13 protein-coding genes are annotated in these 13,312 nt (G+C 66.7%); 6 read left to right on the forward strand and 7 right to left on the reverse strand.

Translation table 11 applies throughout. The features are described 5' to 3' along the window. Positions 1-370: 370 nt before the first annotated feature. Positions 371-547 (reverse strand): hypothetical protein, encoded by a 177-nt coding sequence (locus tag JUB11_RS14325; RefSeq protein ID WP_207459234.1) that lies wholly within the window; start codon positions 545-547, stop codon positions 371-373. Between the two features lie 415 nt (positions 548-962). On the opposite strand from JUB11_RS14325, the gene JUB11_RS14330 reads away from it, so the two are divergent. From JUB11_RS14330 to JUB11_RS14340, 3 genes are all read left to right on the forward strand, one after another. Beyond that, on the forward strand, positions 963-1,862 hold the full coding sequence (locus JUB11_RS14330) for a hypothetical protein (RefSeq protein ID WP_207459235.1): 900 nt from the start codon (positions 963-965) through the stop codon (positions 1,860-1,862). A gap of 2 nt (positions 1,863-1,864) precedes the next feature. Further along, complete coding sequence (locus JUB11_RS14335) at positions 1,865-2,719, forward strand: sulfotransferase domain-containing protein (protein ID WP_207459236.1); 855 nt, start codon at positions 1,865-1,867, stop codon at positions 2,717-2,719. 81 nt (positions 2,720-2,800) lie between these two features. Then, the gene (locus JUB11_RS14340) at positions 2,801-3,994 is read left to right on the forward strand and encodes a sugar-transfer associated ATP-grasp domain-containing protein (protein ID WP_207459237.1); all 1,194 of its coding nucleotides are present in this window, start codon (positions 2,801-2,803) and stop codon (positions 3,992-3,994) included. A gap of 6 nt (positions 3,995-4,000) precedes the next feature. Here JUB11_RS14340 and JUB11_RS14345 read toward each other — a convergent pair whose 3' ends face one another. Continuing rightward, entirely contained in the window at positions 4,001-5,887 is a 1,887-nt protein-coding gene (locus tag JUB11_RS14345) for an asparagine synthase-related protein (protein WP_207459238.1), read from the reverse strand. A 259-nt stretch (positions 5,888-6,146) separates the two neighbouring features. Here JUB11_RS14345 and JUB11_RS14350 point away from each other — a divergent pair, with 259 nt between their 5' ends. Together JUB11_RS14350 and JUB11_RS14355 are read left to right on the forward strand one after the other, a co-directional pair. Beyond that, positions 6,147-6,950 (forward strand): 2OG-Fe(II) oxygenase, encoded by an 804-nt coding sequence (locus JUB11_RS14350; protein WP_207459239.1) that lies wholly within the window; start codon positions 6,147-6,149, stop codon positions 6,948-6,950. 9 nt (positions 6,951-6,959) lie between these two features. Further along, a complete protein-coding gene (locus JUB11_RS14355) occupies positions 6,960-7,640 on the forward strand; it encodes a hypothetical protein (RefSeq protein ID WP_207459240.1) in 681 nt (226 codons plus the stop codon). A gap of 554 nt (positions 7,641-8,194) precedes the next feature. Here JUB11_RS14355 and JUB11_RS14360 read toward each other — a convergent pair. Continuing rightward, on the reverse strand, positions 8,195-8,773 hold the full coding sequence (locus tag JUB11_RS14360) for a hypothetical protein (RefSeq protein ID WP_207459241.1): 579 nt from the start codon (positions 8,771-8,773) through the stop codon (positions 8,195-8,197). Between the two features lie 23 nt (positions 8,774-8,796). After that, complete coding sequence (locus tag JUB11_RS14365; RefSeq protein ID WP_207459242.1) at positions 8,797-9,033, reverse strand: hypothetical protein; 237 nt, start codon at positions 9,031-9,033, stop codon at positions 8,797-8,799. Positions 9,034-9,321: 288 nt separating this feature from the next. Here JUB11_RS14365 and JUB11_RS14370 point away from each other — a divergent pair, with 288 nt between their 5' ends. Continuing rightward, positions 9,322-10,080: an SGNH/GDSL hydrolase family protein gene (locus JUB11_RS14370; RefSeq protein WP_207459243.1), complete on the forward strand. Its 759-nt coding sequence runs from the start codon at positions 9,322-9,324 to the stop codon at positions 10,078-10,080. A 22-nt stretch (positions 10,081-10,102) separates the two neighbouring features. Here the strand turns inward: JUB11_RS14370 and opgC are convergent, their stop codons facing one another. The 3 genes from opgC to JUB11_RS14385 all read right to left on the reverse strand — a co-directional run bounded on the left by opgC (position 10,103) and on the right by JUB11_RS14385 (position 13,163). Further along, positions 10,103-11,299, reverse strand: coding sequence for an OpgC domain-containing protein (gene opgC, locus JUB11_RS14375; RefSeq protein ID WP_207459244.1), 1,197 nt, complete (start codon positions 11,297-11,299; stop codon positions 10,103-10,105). 84 nt (positions 11,300-11,383) lie between these two features. After that, positions 11,384-12,109 carry a hypothetical protein gene (locus JUB11_RS14380; protein ID WP_207459245.1) on the reverse strand — a complete coding sequence of 242 codons (726 nt, stop codon included), beginning with the start codon at positions 12,107-12,109 and terminating at the stop codon, positions 11,384-11,386. 70 nt (positions 12,110-12,179) lie between these two features. Then, positions 12,180-13,163, reverse strand: coding sequence for a GntR family transcriptional regulator (locus JUB11_RS14385; RefSeq protein WP_207459246.1), 984 nt, complete (start codon positions 13,161-13,163; stop codon positions 12,180-12,182). Positions 13,164-13,312 lie beyond the last annotated feature (149 nt).

Here is a 13,312-nt window from a genome sequence, read left to right on the forward strand (position 1 = left end):
TTCCATAAACATAGACCATTTGGCAAAAGCAATAACTGGGATTCCTACAACGCTTCACCCTCCGAGGCGGGCAAATATGTTGAAGGCCTTGGCATATGCTATTTAGTGAAAACCTGACATCTCAGGCACCACCTTTCCCCAACCCGTTATTCTATATGGATTTGCACTAGAGACACCATTGTATAACCAGATACCAGCAGCCCCAAATGTGGCTATATCAGAACACTATCACTGTCACAGAGCGAAAAACGCTCAAGCTGGCCCGCTTGTTGCGCGACGGGCACCTATGCCACGGCGTGCATCGCATCTCCAGCACTGGCGCGATTGCCCCCACCCGCGTACACCGCCCCTGTACGCAGCCATGCTCCTATCATGAGGGCCCAGTAAAAAAACTTTCTATGGGATGTTCAGCAGTTTTCCCTTCCGTGCAGCCCGCAACCTGCAACTTGTAGAACACAGGGGCAGCGTATTCCTTGACCGAAATCGGACCATTCGTCACCAGAATTTCCTCTGGCTTCCGAACAATGTCGCCGCTTATCTTATCCATGAGTTTTCCTACCACACCTACGTTACGCGATCAGCCAGAGAGGCAATGGAGCCATCTCGGCACGCCTTAAAGCATTAGGCACCCGCTCTTCGATAATGGTACCCAACACGGCCTATCATACCGAAACCAGCAGCGCAGAAAAAGCACAATAGCGTAGATGTGTACAATGTGTGGTTCAGCGCGACCTATGTGACGCGAACCCACATGCCCCCTGTGAGCTGAGGAGCGCTTCGCATGGTAACGAGACGTCCATGATGTGTGTGGTCCGGGTAACTGAAGGCGGTTGAACGGCGCTCCGGTCGTCCGGCTAGGAACGGAGATTTGATGCTGGCACATTGGCGCCTGCACATCATTCCCGTACGCTACTGCGGAAGCCGGGCTGTTCGCGTGCTTGAAAAAAACATATGATGTCAGAATGTTCTATATTTCTTATGGCCTTACTATCGCCAGCGAACTGCCGCTTCCGGAACTGGCCGTGCGGCAGCATGGCGCGGAGACCGAAGCCGACATACGCATCGGCATCGGGGTCGTTGATACGGAAGGTCTGGCCGACGGTCGGCAGATCGGTCCCTTTCTGTGGGTAAGCGCGACCGCACTGTGGCTGCGGATTCCTCGCGTGGCCCGATTTCTCGTGACCGGCGGCAGCCGGATACTCATTGATCCGGAACCGGGGATCGACGAGGACAGTCTCCGGGTTTTCCTTCTTGGCTCCGCCATGGGTGCCTTGCTCTTTCAGCGCGGCTGCCTCGTGCTGCATGGCAACGCCATCCGGATCGGCGACCAGTGCATGGTCTGCGTCGGCCGTTCCGGGGCCGGGAAGTCCACCTTGGCGGCCGGCTTCATGCAGCGTGAGTATCCGGTGCTCGCCGACGATGTGGTCGCTGTGGACGGCGACTGCCGCGCCCTGCCCGGCTTTCCTCGTATCAAGCTGTGGCAGGACGTTGCCAGCCAGTTGGGCATTGATACCGCCAATTTGCGTCGCATCCGGCCGAACACCGAAAAATTCAACCTCCCTGTCGCCGCCACTGAGGCCGGCTCCCCCCTGCCCATCCGCTGGGTATATATCCTCGGCAGTGACCATGGGGAGGAGATGACGCTCGAACCCATCCGGGGCCTGCACCGCTTCCAGCCGCTTCACGACAACACCTACAGGGTGCGCTTCCTCAACGGCATGGCGCTGAAGCCCCAGCACCTCGCCCTGTGCGGCCGTCTGGCCGGCCGCATCCGTCTGGCCCGCCTCACCCGCCCGCGCGATGGCTTCAGCCTGGACCGGATGATCGAGCGCATCCTGGCGGACATCGCCGAGTATCCCTGATCATGGGCGGAATTTATTGGCTGGCCTCCTACCCAAAGTCGGGCAACACCTGGTTCCGCACATTTCTGCGCAACCTGATCGATGACAGCTCCGCACCCGCGGACATCAACGACCTCAAAACCGGTGGCATCGCAAGCAGCCGTGGCTGGCTCGACGAGGTGCTCGGCTTCGACACCGCCGAGTTGGACCCGGACGAAGTGGAGCGGCTGCGCCCCGTGGTCTACCGCTGGTCGTTGCGCGCTGAGACCGTCGGCTACCACAAGATTCACGACGCCTACACCCACACCGCGGACGGCGAGCCGCTGGTGAGCCGCGACGCGACACTCGGTGCTGTCTACATCCTGCGCAACCCGCTGGACGTAGCGCCTTCCGTCGCGAACCACAACCAATGCAGCATCGACGAGGCGATCGCGGGAATGGGGGATTCCGGCTATGCCCTGTGCCGCTCCCGCCAGCGCCTGACCGATCAGGTGAGGCAACGGCTGCTGAGCTGGTCGGCGCATGTCCTGAGCTGGACCGATGCCCCCGGCCTGAACCGGCTGGTCATCCGTTACGAGGACATGCTGGACGATCCGGCGGCCACCTTCACCCGGGCTGCACGCTTCTTGCAAGTGCCGGACGACCCGGCGCGTGTGGAGAAGGCGATCCGTTTCAGCGGTTTCCAGGAACTTGCCCGCCAGGAGCAGGAGAAAGGGTTCCGGGAGCGCCCTTCCAGGGCCGCACGTTTTTTCCGCCAGGGCCGCAGCGGCGGCTGGCGCGACACGCTCACAGCCGGCCAAGTCGAGCGGATCATCGCCGACCATGGCGCGGTGATGCGCCGGTTCGGGTATCTGGACACGTCCGGCCAACCTGTCTAAGGGAAGGATATCCTGCGCCCGCCCATGCCCCCCGCTCCCACCAGCATCGCCTGCGGCTTGAGCGCCATTCCGCGGAAAGCCATGGCACGCCGGCTGCCGCATGGCCTTATCAACTGGCGTTATCTCCAGCCCGGGGCGGACGAACAGGTCCGGCTGCACCGGCGGCTCTGGTGGGAAAGCGGCCGCCGCCGGCCACGTGCGCTATGGTGCCTGGGCGAGCTGTGGCTGTGGCTGAGATGGGTGCTCGCCCACGGCCCGCTGGCGGCGTGGCGCGCGGTGCGGCGGTTCGGGCCGGAGGTGGCCGCGCGGGAGGGCATTCCTCTGAGGCGGCAGCACCAACGCGTGCTCGCGCTGGCGCTTGGATGGTGCATACCGCCTGCGGATGTCTACCGCTTCCGCCTGTACCGACTCCAGGTCGCTCCCCTGGATTATGTCTTCGATCATGAAACGGCTGCCTACCACGCTTGGCGCAGCCGGCCATTGGGCTTGAGGCCCGCGTCGGTCGCGCTCCTTCAGGACAAGGAGGCTCTGGGACGGGCGTTGGAGCCTCTGGGCATACCGGTCGCCCGCACCCACGCCGTCGCGCCGCTGGGCGACGCCATCACGCTGTCCCGCCGCATGGACGGGCTGGAGCGCGTGTTCTGCAAGAGCCGCTCGGGAAACCAGGGCCGCGGCGCCTTCGCCGCGTGGCGCAGCGCGGAAGGGCTGGCCGGGAGGGCTTTCGACGGCCGCGCATTAACGGACACGGCCCTGGTCGAGGCTGCCTGGCGGGCGCTCGTCGCGGCGGACGACACCCTGCTGCAACCGCTTCTCACAAACCATCCCACGCTGGCACCCCTGGCCGAAGGCGGGGATGCCATCACCCTGCGCTTCATCAGCCAGTGGCAGGGCAAGGACCTTACCTGCCTCAGCGCCACACTGGAGGTGCCGGCGGGCAAGCATCCACGAAGCGGACGACCGCTGTACGTGATCCTGCCGATCGAACCGGCGACTGGCGAATTGAGGCCCTTTCCGGACGAGGCACTGCCGGACGCCGAGGCGCGCGCGCGGGCGCACCAGCTCTGGGGGCGGGTCCGGCACATGGGATGCCTGCCCGGCTGGCCCGCCCTGGCGGCGGCCTCCTGCCGGGCGCACGCGCTGTTCCCCGACCTATGGGCGCTGGCCTGGGACTGGGTCCTGACCCCGGATGGCCCGATCCTGTTGGAGGGCAACACGGGCTGGGGCGTCGCCACGGTGCAGATGCTCCAGGGCGGGTTTCTGCGATCCCGGAACTGAAATCTTTCAGCCCACCGGCCCGCCATGGAGCCAAGCGTTGAGCCAGCGGATCGCCCTGGTGTTGCGGCGGAACATGAAGGCGAACTCCCCATCGGCACTGCCTTTGGCCGCGCGCTCGATCTGCCCGCGCCATCTGTCCTGGTCGATGAGCGCCTCCAGCGCCGGATGCAAATGGGCCTGCTGCCGGTGCGCCTGCCCAGCCATCCGGGCCAAGCCCGTGGTCTTCAGAGTTTCATGCAAACGGGAGGTGCCCATATCCTTGCTGGGTTTCCAGGCGACCCGCCCGGGCACCACCCCGTCAATGGCGCGCCGGTGCAGGTAGCGGCCGATGCCCAGGGGGCCGGCCTTCTCGATGCTTGGCGTGGACAGGTACTGCTGCACCAGCCGCACGTCCCACAGCGGCCAGCGGTAGTCGATGCCGTGGGACGCCGCGAGAAGGGTGCAGCTTTCCAGCCGGGCGGTCACCTGCATGTCGTGCAGGTGATGCTTGAGGATGAAATCGTTGATCCGCCGGAAGGGCGCGTCGTAGCGGGCGCTGTCCATGTAATCGCGGAAGAGGTCCAGTTCCGTGGCGACCTCGTCGCGTAGCGCCCGTTGGTGCCAGCGCTTCAGCCAGGCATCGCGGGACCTGGGATTGTATTCGGGCCGGCGGCGGCGCAGGGCGACCGCCTTGGCCAGGCGCAGGCTGCGCCGGAGGGGATCGCCGGGCAGGATGTTCCACAGGCCTGCATAGTCGCCGCCGTCCAGCATTTCTTGGCGCAGATGATGGCCGGGATTGGTGACCACCTCGTCGCCGCCGAAGCCGGAGAACAGGGTGCGGATGCCGTGCAGCCCGCATTCCCGGTAGAATGGGATGTGTCCCGTGGCGTTGCCGTGTTCCTCGGGATAGCCGAGGACACGCAGCCCCCTTTCGATATAAGCGTCGCCGGCTTCGACCGGTGCCGTGATGATGTGGTTGTGGACGATACCCAGCGCCCGGCTGGTCTCCAGGATGAAGGCCGGTTCCTGTTCGGACATGGCGAAGCCGAATCCGTGCAGGCGCTCCCCCGGCTCCCCCAGGAAACGGGCGAGATAGGCGGTGATGGTGGCCGAATCGATGCCGCCGCTGTTCTCCGTGCCGAGCGGGTAGCCGGAGCGCAGGCGGCAGCGGATGGCCTCCTCCAGCACCGCGCGATAGGCTTCCACCCAGCGCTCCTCGCGCCGCCTGGCCGGCGGCGGATCGTCACGCCAGTGGAACCAGCGCTCCGTCTCGGTCCGATCCGGCGCCACCAGCAGCCAGTGGCCGGGGGCGAGCTTGCGCACCTCGCGATAGGCGCTAAGGGTCGGGTGGGCCGACAGCCCCATCAGGTAGCGCGCCATCCAGTCCGGGTCCGGCTCCGCCGGCCAGGGGCCGCCGGCGGCGAACAGGGCGGCCGTCGTGGCGAACCGGAGCTGCCGTTCGTCCAGGCGGTAGTACAAGGGCTTGACGCCCAGCGGGTCGCGCGCCAGGAACAGCGTGCGTGCCCCTGGGTCGGCGATGGCGAAGGCGAAGTCGCCCAGCAGCCGCGCCACGCAGCCCGTGCCCCACCGCCGCCATGCCATGAGGATGAGCTGCGGATCGGTCAGCTCATCCAGCGGCCGGCCGGTCCCGAGAGCCCGCGCGAGATCCTCCCGGTTGTCCAGCCGCGCCCAGGCGGCGATGACGAGCCCGCTCTCGGGACAGCGGTAGGGCGTTTCCTCGTGCTCGGACTCCGGCGTGTTGAACCGCAGCGCATGGGCCAGCAGGAAGGGGGCTTCGGCCCACACACCGTGCCGGTCGGCGTTGCCATAAGGATCCAGAACGCCGATCAGGGCGTCGTGAGCCGGCGGATCGGCGGCCGGGCCGGGGCGACGAAGGAACGTTCCTGCAAACAAGTTGGCGGCTCTGGAGCGTCGGGAAGCGGCCGGCATCGTATCGTCCGCGCATGGGCCATGCCTAGCGACAATGTCGGACAGCCGATCCGGGCGTCCCGGCACGGGCCGCTTCCCCGGACGGTGCAGGTGCACCGTGACGATGACCCGTCCGGAAGGTTGGAAGCCGACGGGGCGACCCGTCGGCAACGCGGCATCTGCGGGCTTGTCCCGGCTGGCCTTTCGCTCCATCGTGAAGCGTTTCCATCAACAAGACCAAGCCATGCGATCCCTGCTTTCCAACATCACGCAAAGCGACATCGACCTCGATCCGTTCCCCCATGTGTTCGTGCGCGACGTTCTGGACGAGGAGACGCATCGCGCGCTGAACGACGGCTTTCCGTCCTTCGCCACCATCACGGGGGCCGACCCGCGATTCTCGCCGCGCAGCAACCGGCGCTACCAGCTCTCCAGCTGGCCGATCCTCATCCATCCGGACATGTCCGAGGCGTGGAAGGCCTTCGTCGCGCATCACGCCTCTCCCGCCTTCTACGCGGAGGTCGTGGCGCTGTTCCGCGACCACTGGCCGAACGCGCTGAGGGAAGCGCTGGGCGGCGACCTTATGGGCCACCCGATGGGACTGATGCTGCGTGACGACTTCAAGAAGGCGCGCATCCTTCAGGACGCCCGGGCCGAGATCAACACGCCGGTCCTCGACAAGCCGTCCTCCTCGCGCGGGGCGCATCTCGACATGCCGAACCGCATCTTCTCCTGCCTCTACTACTTGCGCCATCCCGACGACGATGCGGTGGGCGGCGAGCTGGAGCTGTTCCGCTGGAAGAACGGACCGGTCCCGAACATCAACGTCTACGAGCTTCCGCCGGATGCGGTGGAGGTAGTCAAGACCATTCCCTACCGCGCCAACCAGATGGTGATCTTCCCGCAGAGCATCGACGCCGTCCATGGCGTCGGCATCCGGCATTCCACGCCGCACATCCGCCGCTACGTCTTCATCACTGCGGAGATCGCCGACAGCTGGCTGGTGTCGCCGGCCGCGCCGGCACCCGGCAGACCGACCTTCGCGTAGGGACGGACGATGCGGCTCCTCATCCATGGCATGCAGTCGAGCGGATCCACCGCCTTCACCCTGTTCCTGGCGCAGCGGCCGGACTGTCTGGCGCTGGTGGACGTGATGAACAGCTATGTCGCGCCCCGGCTGGAGACACCTCTGGACTCGGTGGTGAAGGTGGTGGTGACCGCCGCCCATCCGCTGGAGGAGCATGTCGAGCAGTTCCGGCCCGACCGGACGGTCCTGGTGCTGCGCGATCCGCGCGACAACTACCAGAGCCTGCGCACCAAGAACTACCGCGACCTGTCCGGGGCGATGGAGGAGAAGTTCCGGATCCTCGACCGCCTCTTCGCGGAGCGGGAGCGCTTCGACGCCGTCATCCATTACGAGGATTTCGTGGCGCGCGACCCGGCGGTTCTGCGGGCGGTGAACGCGCTTGGCTGGCCGGTGGACGAAAGCTTCTATGAGTACCGCCGCCGCCACACCGAAATCATCGCCGCTCTTTTCGAGCACGCGCCGGAGATCATACGCACCCGCGACTTCGTCTTCGGCAACGTGCGCGGTCCCGCCGTTTCGGAAAAGCACCGCGACAAGCCGCGCGACCCGGAACTGGACGACATACTGGAGGGGCTGTGCCCACGCCTGCTCGCGCATTATCGGGCACGCCCCCGCCCCACCCGATCAGCCGCAGCGGGCGATCCGGCGTGACGGAGGCCTTTCCTGCGCAACATGCGTTGCGCGGCAGCTTTTCACGACCGGGGGTCTGAAGCCCGACCGCGTCCTCCCGCGTTTGTCCCATTGCCGGCAAGACCATCCGCCTGCGGCCTGCCGCGCTTCCACCGGTGCCGACGGCCCGCCCCGACGCATGCGGAACGTCCCCATGGCGGAAATGGCAGACCACACCGGCGACCACGGCGTTCATACATCGCCGCCGAGCCTTTCGAAGGCGAACATCACTCGGCCCGATGGAACAGGCGGCTCTTCAGGGCATCTGGGACCGGTGGGGCGGCATGCCATTGCGGGTGCGGGCGCGGCTGGTCGAGGATCGCGGCGGCTTCGTGAAGCTGCCACACACGGACGTCAACGCAACGGTCCTGCCATGCCCGTCTCCATGCCCGAAGCCGAGGAACCGCCGCCGCTGCCCAAGGCACCGGGACGGCATCATAAAACGGCCAAACGTCATGACGGAAAGGACGTGGGGCTGCTTGCGCCGGCGTGGCGCGGGAGCCTGTTCAAGGCCGCGCTCCCGACGATCTGGCCGGTCAGTCGATGGACCAGCGAGTCATATGGGGAAAGGGAGACAACCCGTTGCTGCCCATATGAGCGAACAGACCCGGAAAGCCGGTCAATCCGGCCCGCGCCAGGGACAGCGGACCGAGATGGGTTCCCCGTTCCAGCCATGCCTGCATCGGGTGCGTCCCTTCATAGCGGTCGCAGTGGTAGGAGCCCGGAAAGAAGATGCATTCCGGGGGCAGCCCCAGATGCAGGACGGCCGCATAGGACCATGCCTGGGCCATGAACTCACCCTGCCTGGCCGCCATGTCGAGTTGCGGAGCCGCGGCATCGCCCGACGCCACCGCCTCCGCGAGGAGGGCTTCAATGTCCACCTGCAAATTCGAACCCAGCCGCGCCCAGAAACGCCGTGGCACCACGACGATGTGCCCGGCTTCGTGCAGGAGATCGCCCGGCCCGACCAGCGTGTCCGGATCGACATGCATCACCCCGGCCCGGATGTTCGCGCCGGGCAGGAATCCGCCGCGCGCGCCCTCGCCATATTCGACGCCCATGCCGATGCCACGCAAAAAGGCGACGATGGGCTCCAGCGCTTCCGGATGATGCATGCCATCTCCTATTAGGCAACGGTTCAGCGAAGATGTTCGCGAAAATAGAGCAGGCCGGCGCAATACACAACATGGCGGGTTTTGACGGGTTGTCGCACGAATGCCCTGCCCTGCTTGGGACCGGCACCGCTCGCCGGCACCACCCCGCCCGCCGCTTGCGGCGGGCGGCGAACTGCGCCAACCATCATGCCGCCCTGCGTCAGCGCGGCAGCCTCGCCATCAGCGATCGACAGGAAGGATGCGGTGCTGATGCCGGGCACGGCGGCGCCTCATTCCCATGCCCTGCGCACCGGCAACCACACGGCCTTGACGGGCCGTTTGCTGCATCGTGGATCGCGCGGACCAAGCGGGCAATGGCAAATGCTATTCCGGATGCCGACCAGCCGCAAAACGGGCTCCACGAAGATGGAAATGCGCAAAGCATTTTGCTTAAAGCCGTGAATATTAAGTTTATTGGTCATGAGGAATGATGGTAATGGTATTAGCAGTCCATTAACCATAGCGCCCGATACTCGCCTTCAACACTCCTTCATCTCCTGGGGAAAGACATGAGGCGACCGGCGCTTTGGGGGCTCTCCGCTCTTGTTCTGCTGTGGGCCGGCGGAGCGTCGGCCTCCGATCTCTGCCCGGTGCCGGCCACCACCAGCCTGACCACGGCCGGACTGGCGCACACCCGCGCGGAACTCGCGGCCGGACGGCCGCTGACGGTCGTCGCCATCGGGTCGTCCAGCACCGCCGGCACGGGCGCCTCCGCCCCATCGGCCACATATCCGGCGCAGCTGCAGCAGATGCTCGGGCGCCTTCATCCCAACTCCCGGATCGATGTCCTCAACAAGGGGATCGGCGGCGAGACGGCGGAGAAGAACCTCATCCGCTTCGCGACGGACGTGCTGGCCGAGAAGCCGGACCTCGTGATCTGGCAGATCGGCACCAACGACAGCTTTCAGAATCTTCCCCTGCCGGCCTTCCTGGACACCGTCCGGGAAGGGGCCGCGCTGATCGGGAAGGCCGGGGCCGACCTGATCCTGATGAACCCGCAGCATTTCCCCGGAGAGGTCAAGAACGCCTCCTACCGCGGCTTCGTGGACGGCGTGGCCGATCTCGGCCGGGAGCTGGGCGCGCCCGTGCTCGACCGCTACGGCATCATGAAGTTCTGGCTGGACGGCGGGCATTTCACGGCGGAGAGCGTGTTGAGCGCCGATGGGTTCCATCTGAAGGACGCGAGCTACCGCTGCCTTGCCGAATACCTCACCACGATGATCGAGGCCGGCCCTTCCACGGTCGGGAAGACGGCCTCGGCCAGGTAGGAGCGGCGGCTCCTGCAGGGCATCACGAGGCGGGAACGCGGGACCGCTGCGGGAGCTTGGGGGCGTTCCACCGCTCCCGCAGCAGGGCCGGGATCGCCAGGCTCGTGATGCTGGAGAGCAGGAGCATCGTCTTCGTGGTCTCCCCGAACGGACCGAAGAACAGGTCGAGCAGGAGAACCGCGTAGGAGACGAGGACGTGAAACAGATAGACGTGCAGGGAATGCCGGCCGAGCAGCCTTAGGAAGGGCAGCGTGAACAGCCTGTGCAGGAACTGCCCCGTCCAGGCCGCCACCGGATGGTCCGACCGGTGGCCCGCGATCAGCAGCCACGCGATCACGTAGGCAAGGGCCGCGAAGTTGGCGAGGTAGACGAGGCTGAACTCGGTGCGGTTCACGTGGCGCAGGAAGTGCGCCTCGACCGCCGGACCGACCAGCCCGTTCGCCAGGGCCAGATGCCAGCAGGCGCAGGCCAGCACCGTCACGAGCGCAGGCACGAGCAAGGGCGGGCGGGCGACGGGGAACCAGCGCTCCGCGTCGAATGTCCCCCGCTGGACCGCGCAGCCGGCCAGCAGCCCCGAGACATACAGGATCTGCCAGGCCAGCGGGTTGAACGGGCCGCGCACCGCCAGACCGGGCGTCATGCCCCCCAGCAGGGCGTCGATGGCCGCGAGGAACGGGAGGTGAAGCCCCGTCTGCACCGATGCCCAGGCCGCGACGCTGCCGAACGCGACCGTGCGGGCATGGCCGTTCAGGATCAGGCGCAGCAGGAAGGGTGTTGCCGCCAGATACAGGATGTATTGGATCAGAAGGTCCGTGAAGGTCGGCGAATGCAGCAGGAGAAGGGCCGCCAGGATCGTTCCGGGCTCCCGGCCGGACAGATGGCCGAGGAAACCGGCCAGCGGTTCGGCCGCGCCGGGGATCAGGGCGATGGCGGCGGTGACGATCGCGATCACCCCGACGGTGTAGAGATACAGCTCGATCGCCCGGGACCAGAGCCGCTGGCGGGCCGCCGCCGGGGATCGCTGCGTGTAGACCCGGGCGTAATAGAGGCCCGCCACCAGCCCCGACAGAAAGACGAATCCCTGCGCGTCCTGGACGAACCCGAACTCCGCGTGGTTGAGCTTGGCGAGAAGCACGCCGCCCGCGACGACGAAGTGATTGACCATCATGAAGACGAGGAAATATCCCCGCAGCCCGTCAAGCACGTCCGAGCGGTTCATTGGCGATCCTCTCTCCAACCGACATCGCCGGACCTGGATCCCGGCACGGCTTGATGTTGGCCGACGGGCCGCATCGCCCAGCTGTCAGACTCCACAGGTGGCCTGAGCCGAGCTTCCAATCCTGCCGGGTGGATCGATCCGCGCTTCGTCACCTCGCAGCCCGAGCAGGGTACGGACGCGGCGATGAGCCTCCTCGAAAGGAAGCGCCTCGACCGTGGCGACGCCCGCCAGCCGGGCGCAGGCCGCGGTCACGGCGTCCCGCTCGGCCATGATCTTGCGCGTGATGTGGGGGCGGCTGCCCGGACCGGCGCGGCGGCGGGCGACGAGGTTGCGGATGCTCTGTTCGACCGGCGTGTCCAGCCGTAGGACATGCAGCCCGTGGCCGCGGGCGAAGTCGCCGGACAGGCGGTGTTCGGCGCTCAGCACCAGCCCCTCCAGCAGGACGTCGCAACCGGCCGCCGCGAAATCGCCGGCGATCCGGAACACCCCTTCCAGCCCGCCGTCCCCCTTGCCGATGGTGTCGCAGCCGCCGCGCGTGCCCCCATACTGCCCGATGACGAGCAGCGGGTTCCCGCCGGCCGGGTGCACCAGCCGGTAACCGAGCGGGCGGCTCCGCCCCTCCCGGCGCAACGGCTCCACCCCGCCGCCCGCCGGCCATCCGTATTCGGCCAGGACCCGGCGCACCAGCTCCGTCTTCCCCGACCCCGCCGTCCCACGCAAATTGACGACCACCCCCATGCGCATCCCTTCCTCCGGTTTCCGTCCGGCCAGACGGCTTTCCCCGCCGCGCCGGACCCCGGAGGCAACCATGCGGCCTGTTCGCGATAAAGCCCGTATCGCGGCGAGACCCTGGAAATCGAGGGTGGCTGAAGGAGGCCCCCTACCGGGAGGCCATGAGAGGCCGGGAGACGACCGGCCTCTCATGGCCGTCCTCCTCCGGCTCCTCGCCGATCCCCTCGCCCATGCCCTCTATGGAATCCAGCAGCGTGCTGCGGGCGGTGGCGAGGTGTTCGGCGAGGCGGCGGGCGGCCTCGGGGGCGTCGCGGCGGTCCAGCGCTTCCAGGATGCGCAGATGCTCCTCCAGCGCCACGATGTTGCGGGCGCGCTCGCCCTTCCGTTCCCACTGGTAGTGATAGTGGAAGACGAAGGAGACCACGTCGTAGAACTCCCGCACGAAGCGGTTGTCCATCGCGTTGATGATGATGTTGTGGAAGTCGCGGTCGAGTGCCGAGAAGTCCTTGTAATGGCCGGTGCCGCCCGCGAGTGCGGCGAGCAGCGCGCGGTGGCGGGCGATCAGGCCGCCGATGGCCGCCCAGGCCGGGTCGTCCGGCCCCAGCCCGGCGAAGCGGGTCACCGCCTGCGTCTCCAGCATGTCGCGCATGTCGGCCAGCTCGGTCGCGAAGCGCCGGTCGAAGGCCTGGAGGCGCCAGCTTCCCTGCGGCTTCTTGGCGATCAGGCCGGAACGCGCGAAGCCGATCAGGAACTCCCGCACGGCGGTCGTGCTGCTGCCGGCGCGGCGCGCCAGCTCGGCCTCCGAGAAGCGTTGTCCGGGCAGCAGCTCCTGACGGAGCACGAGGTCCATGAAGACCTTCTCGATGTGGTCGGCGCGCGGCCCCATCGCCACGTCGTCGAAATAATCCTCCGCGCGGGGATGGCGCGCCACGATCCGCGCCTGGCCGCCGCCGCCGATGATCCCCCGCTCGCCCAGATGGGCCAGCGCCGTGCGCACGGGCGAACGGCTGACACCGCAATGGGCGGCCAGGAAATTCTCGGTCGGCGCGGGCGCCCCGACCGGGACGTGATCGGCGATGTAGCGCAGGATCTCGTTGGTCGTCCTGCGGAAGAGATGATCGGTCTTGGACATCGTGAACGCCGCACCCGTTCGGCCGGAGAGGACGCCGGGACACCGGCGGCCATGCAATGAGCTTAGCAGAAAAGGGCTAGGGCCAAGGCCCTTGACAGCGCCGGGGCACTGTTGGTTTATACCGATAATAAACAACATACAACAATACG

This window comes from Azospirillum sp. SYSU D00513, from assembly GCF_017356015.1.
Taxonomy (GTDB): Bacteria; Pseudomonadota; Alphaproteobacteria; order Azospirillales; family Azospirillaceae; genus Azospirillum.

Bases quoted from the DNA above. Each gene is read 5' to 3' on its own strand.
- JUB11_RS14325 (WP_207459234.1), bottom strand. From the start codon at position 547: ATGGATAAGATAAGCGGCGACATTGTTCGGAAGCCAGAGGAAATTCTG.
- JUB11_RS14330 (WP_207459235.1), top strand. From the start codon at position 963: ATGTTCTATATTTCTTATGGCCTTACTATCGCCAGCGAACTGCCGCTT.
- JUB11_RS14335 (WP_207459236.1), top strand. From the start codon at position 1,865: ATGGGCGGAATTTATTGGCTGGCCTCCTACCCAAAGTCGGGCAACACC.
- JUB11_RS14340 (WP_207459237.1), top strand. From the start codon at position 2,801: ATGGCACGCCGGCTGCCGCATGGCCTTATCAACTGGCGTTATCTCCAG.
- JUB11_RS14350 (WP_207459239.1), top strand. From the start codon at position 6,147: ATGCGATCCCTGCTTTCCAACATCACGCAAAGCGACATCGACCTCGAT.
- JUB11_RS14355 (WP_207459240.1), top strand. From the start codon at position 6,960: ATGCGGCTCCTCATCCATGGCATGCAGTCGAGCGGATCCACCGCCTTC.
- JUB11_RS14360 (WP_207459241.1), bottom strand. From the start codon at position 8,773: ATGCATCATCCGGAAGCGCTGGAGCCCATCGTCGCCTTTTTGCGTGGC.
- JUB11_RS14370 (WP_207459243.1), top strand. From the start codon at position 9,322: ATGAGGCGACCGGCGCTTTGGGGGCTCTCCGCTCTTGTTCTGCTGTGG.
- opgC (WP_207459244.1), bottom strand. From the start codon at position 11,299: ATGAACCGCTCGGACGTGCTTGACGGGCTGCGGGGATATTTCCTCGTC.
- JUB11_RS14380 (WP_207459245.1), bottom strand. From the start codon at position 12,109: ATGGTTGCCTCCGGGGTCCGGCGCGGCGGGGAAAGCCGTCTGGCCGGA.
- JUB11_RS14385 (WP_207459246.1), bottom strand. From the start codon at position 13,163: ATGTCCAAGACCGATCATCTCTTCCGCAGGACGACCAACGAGATCCTG.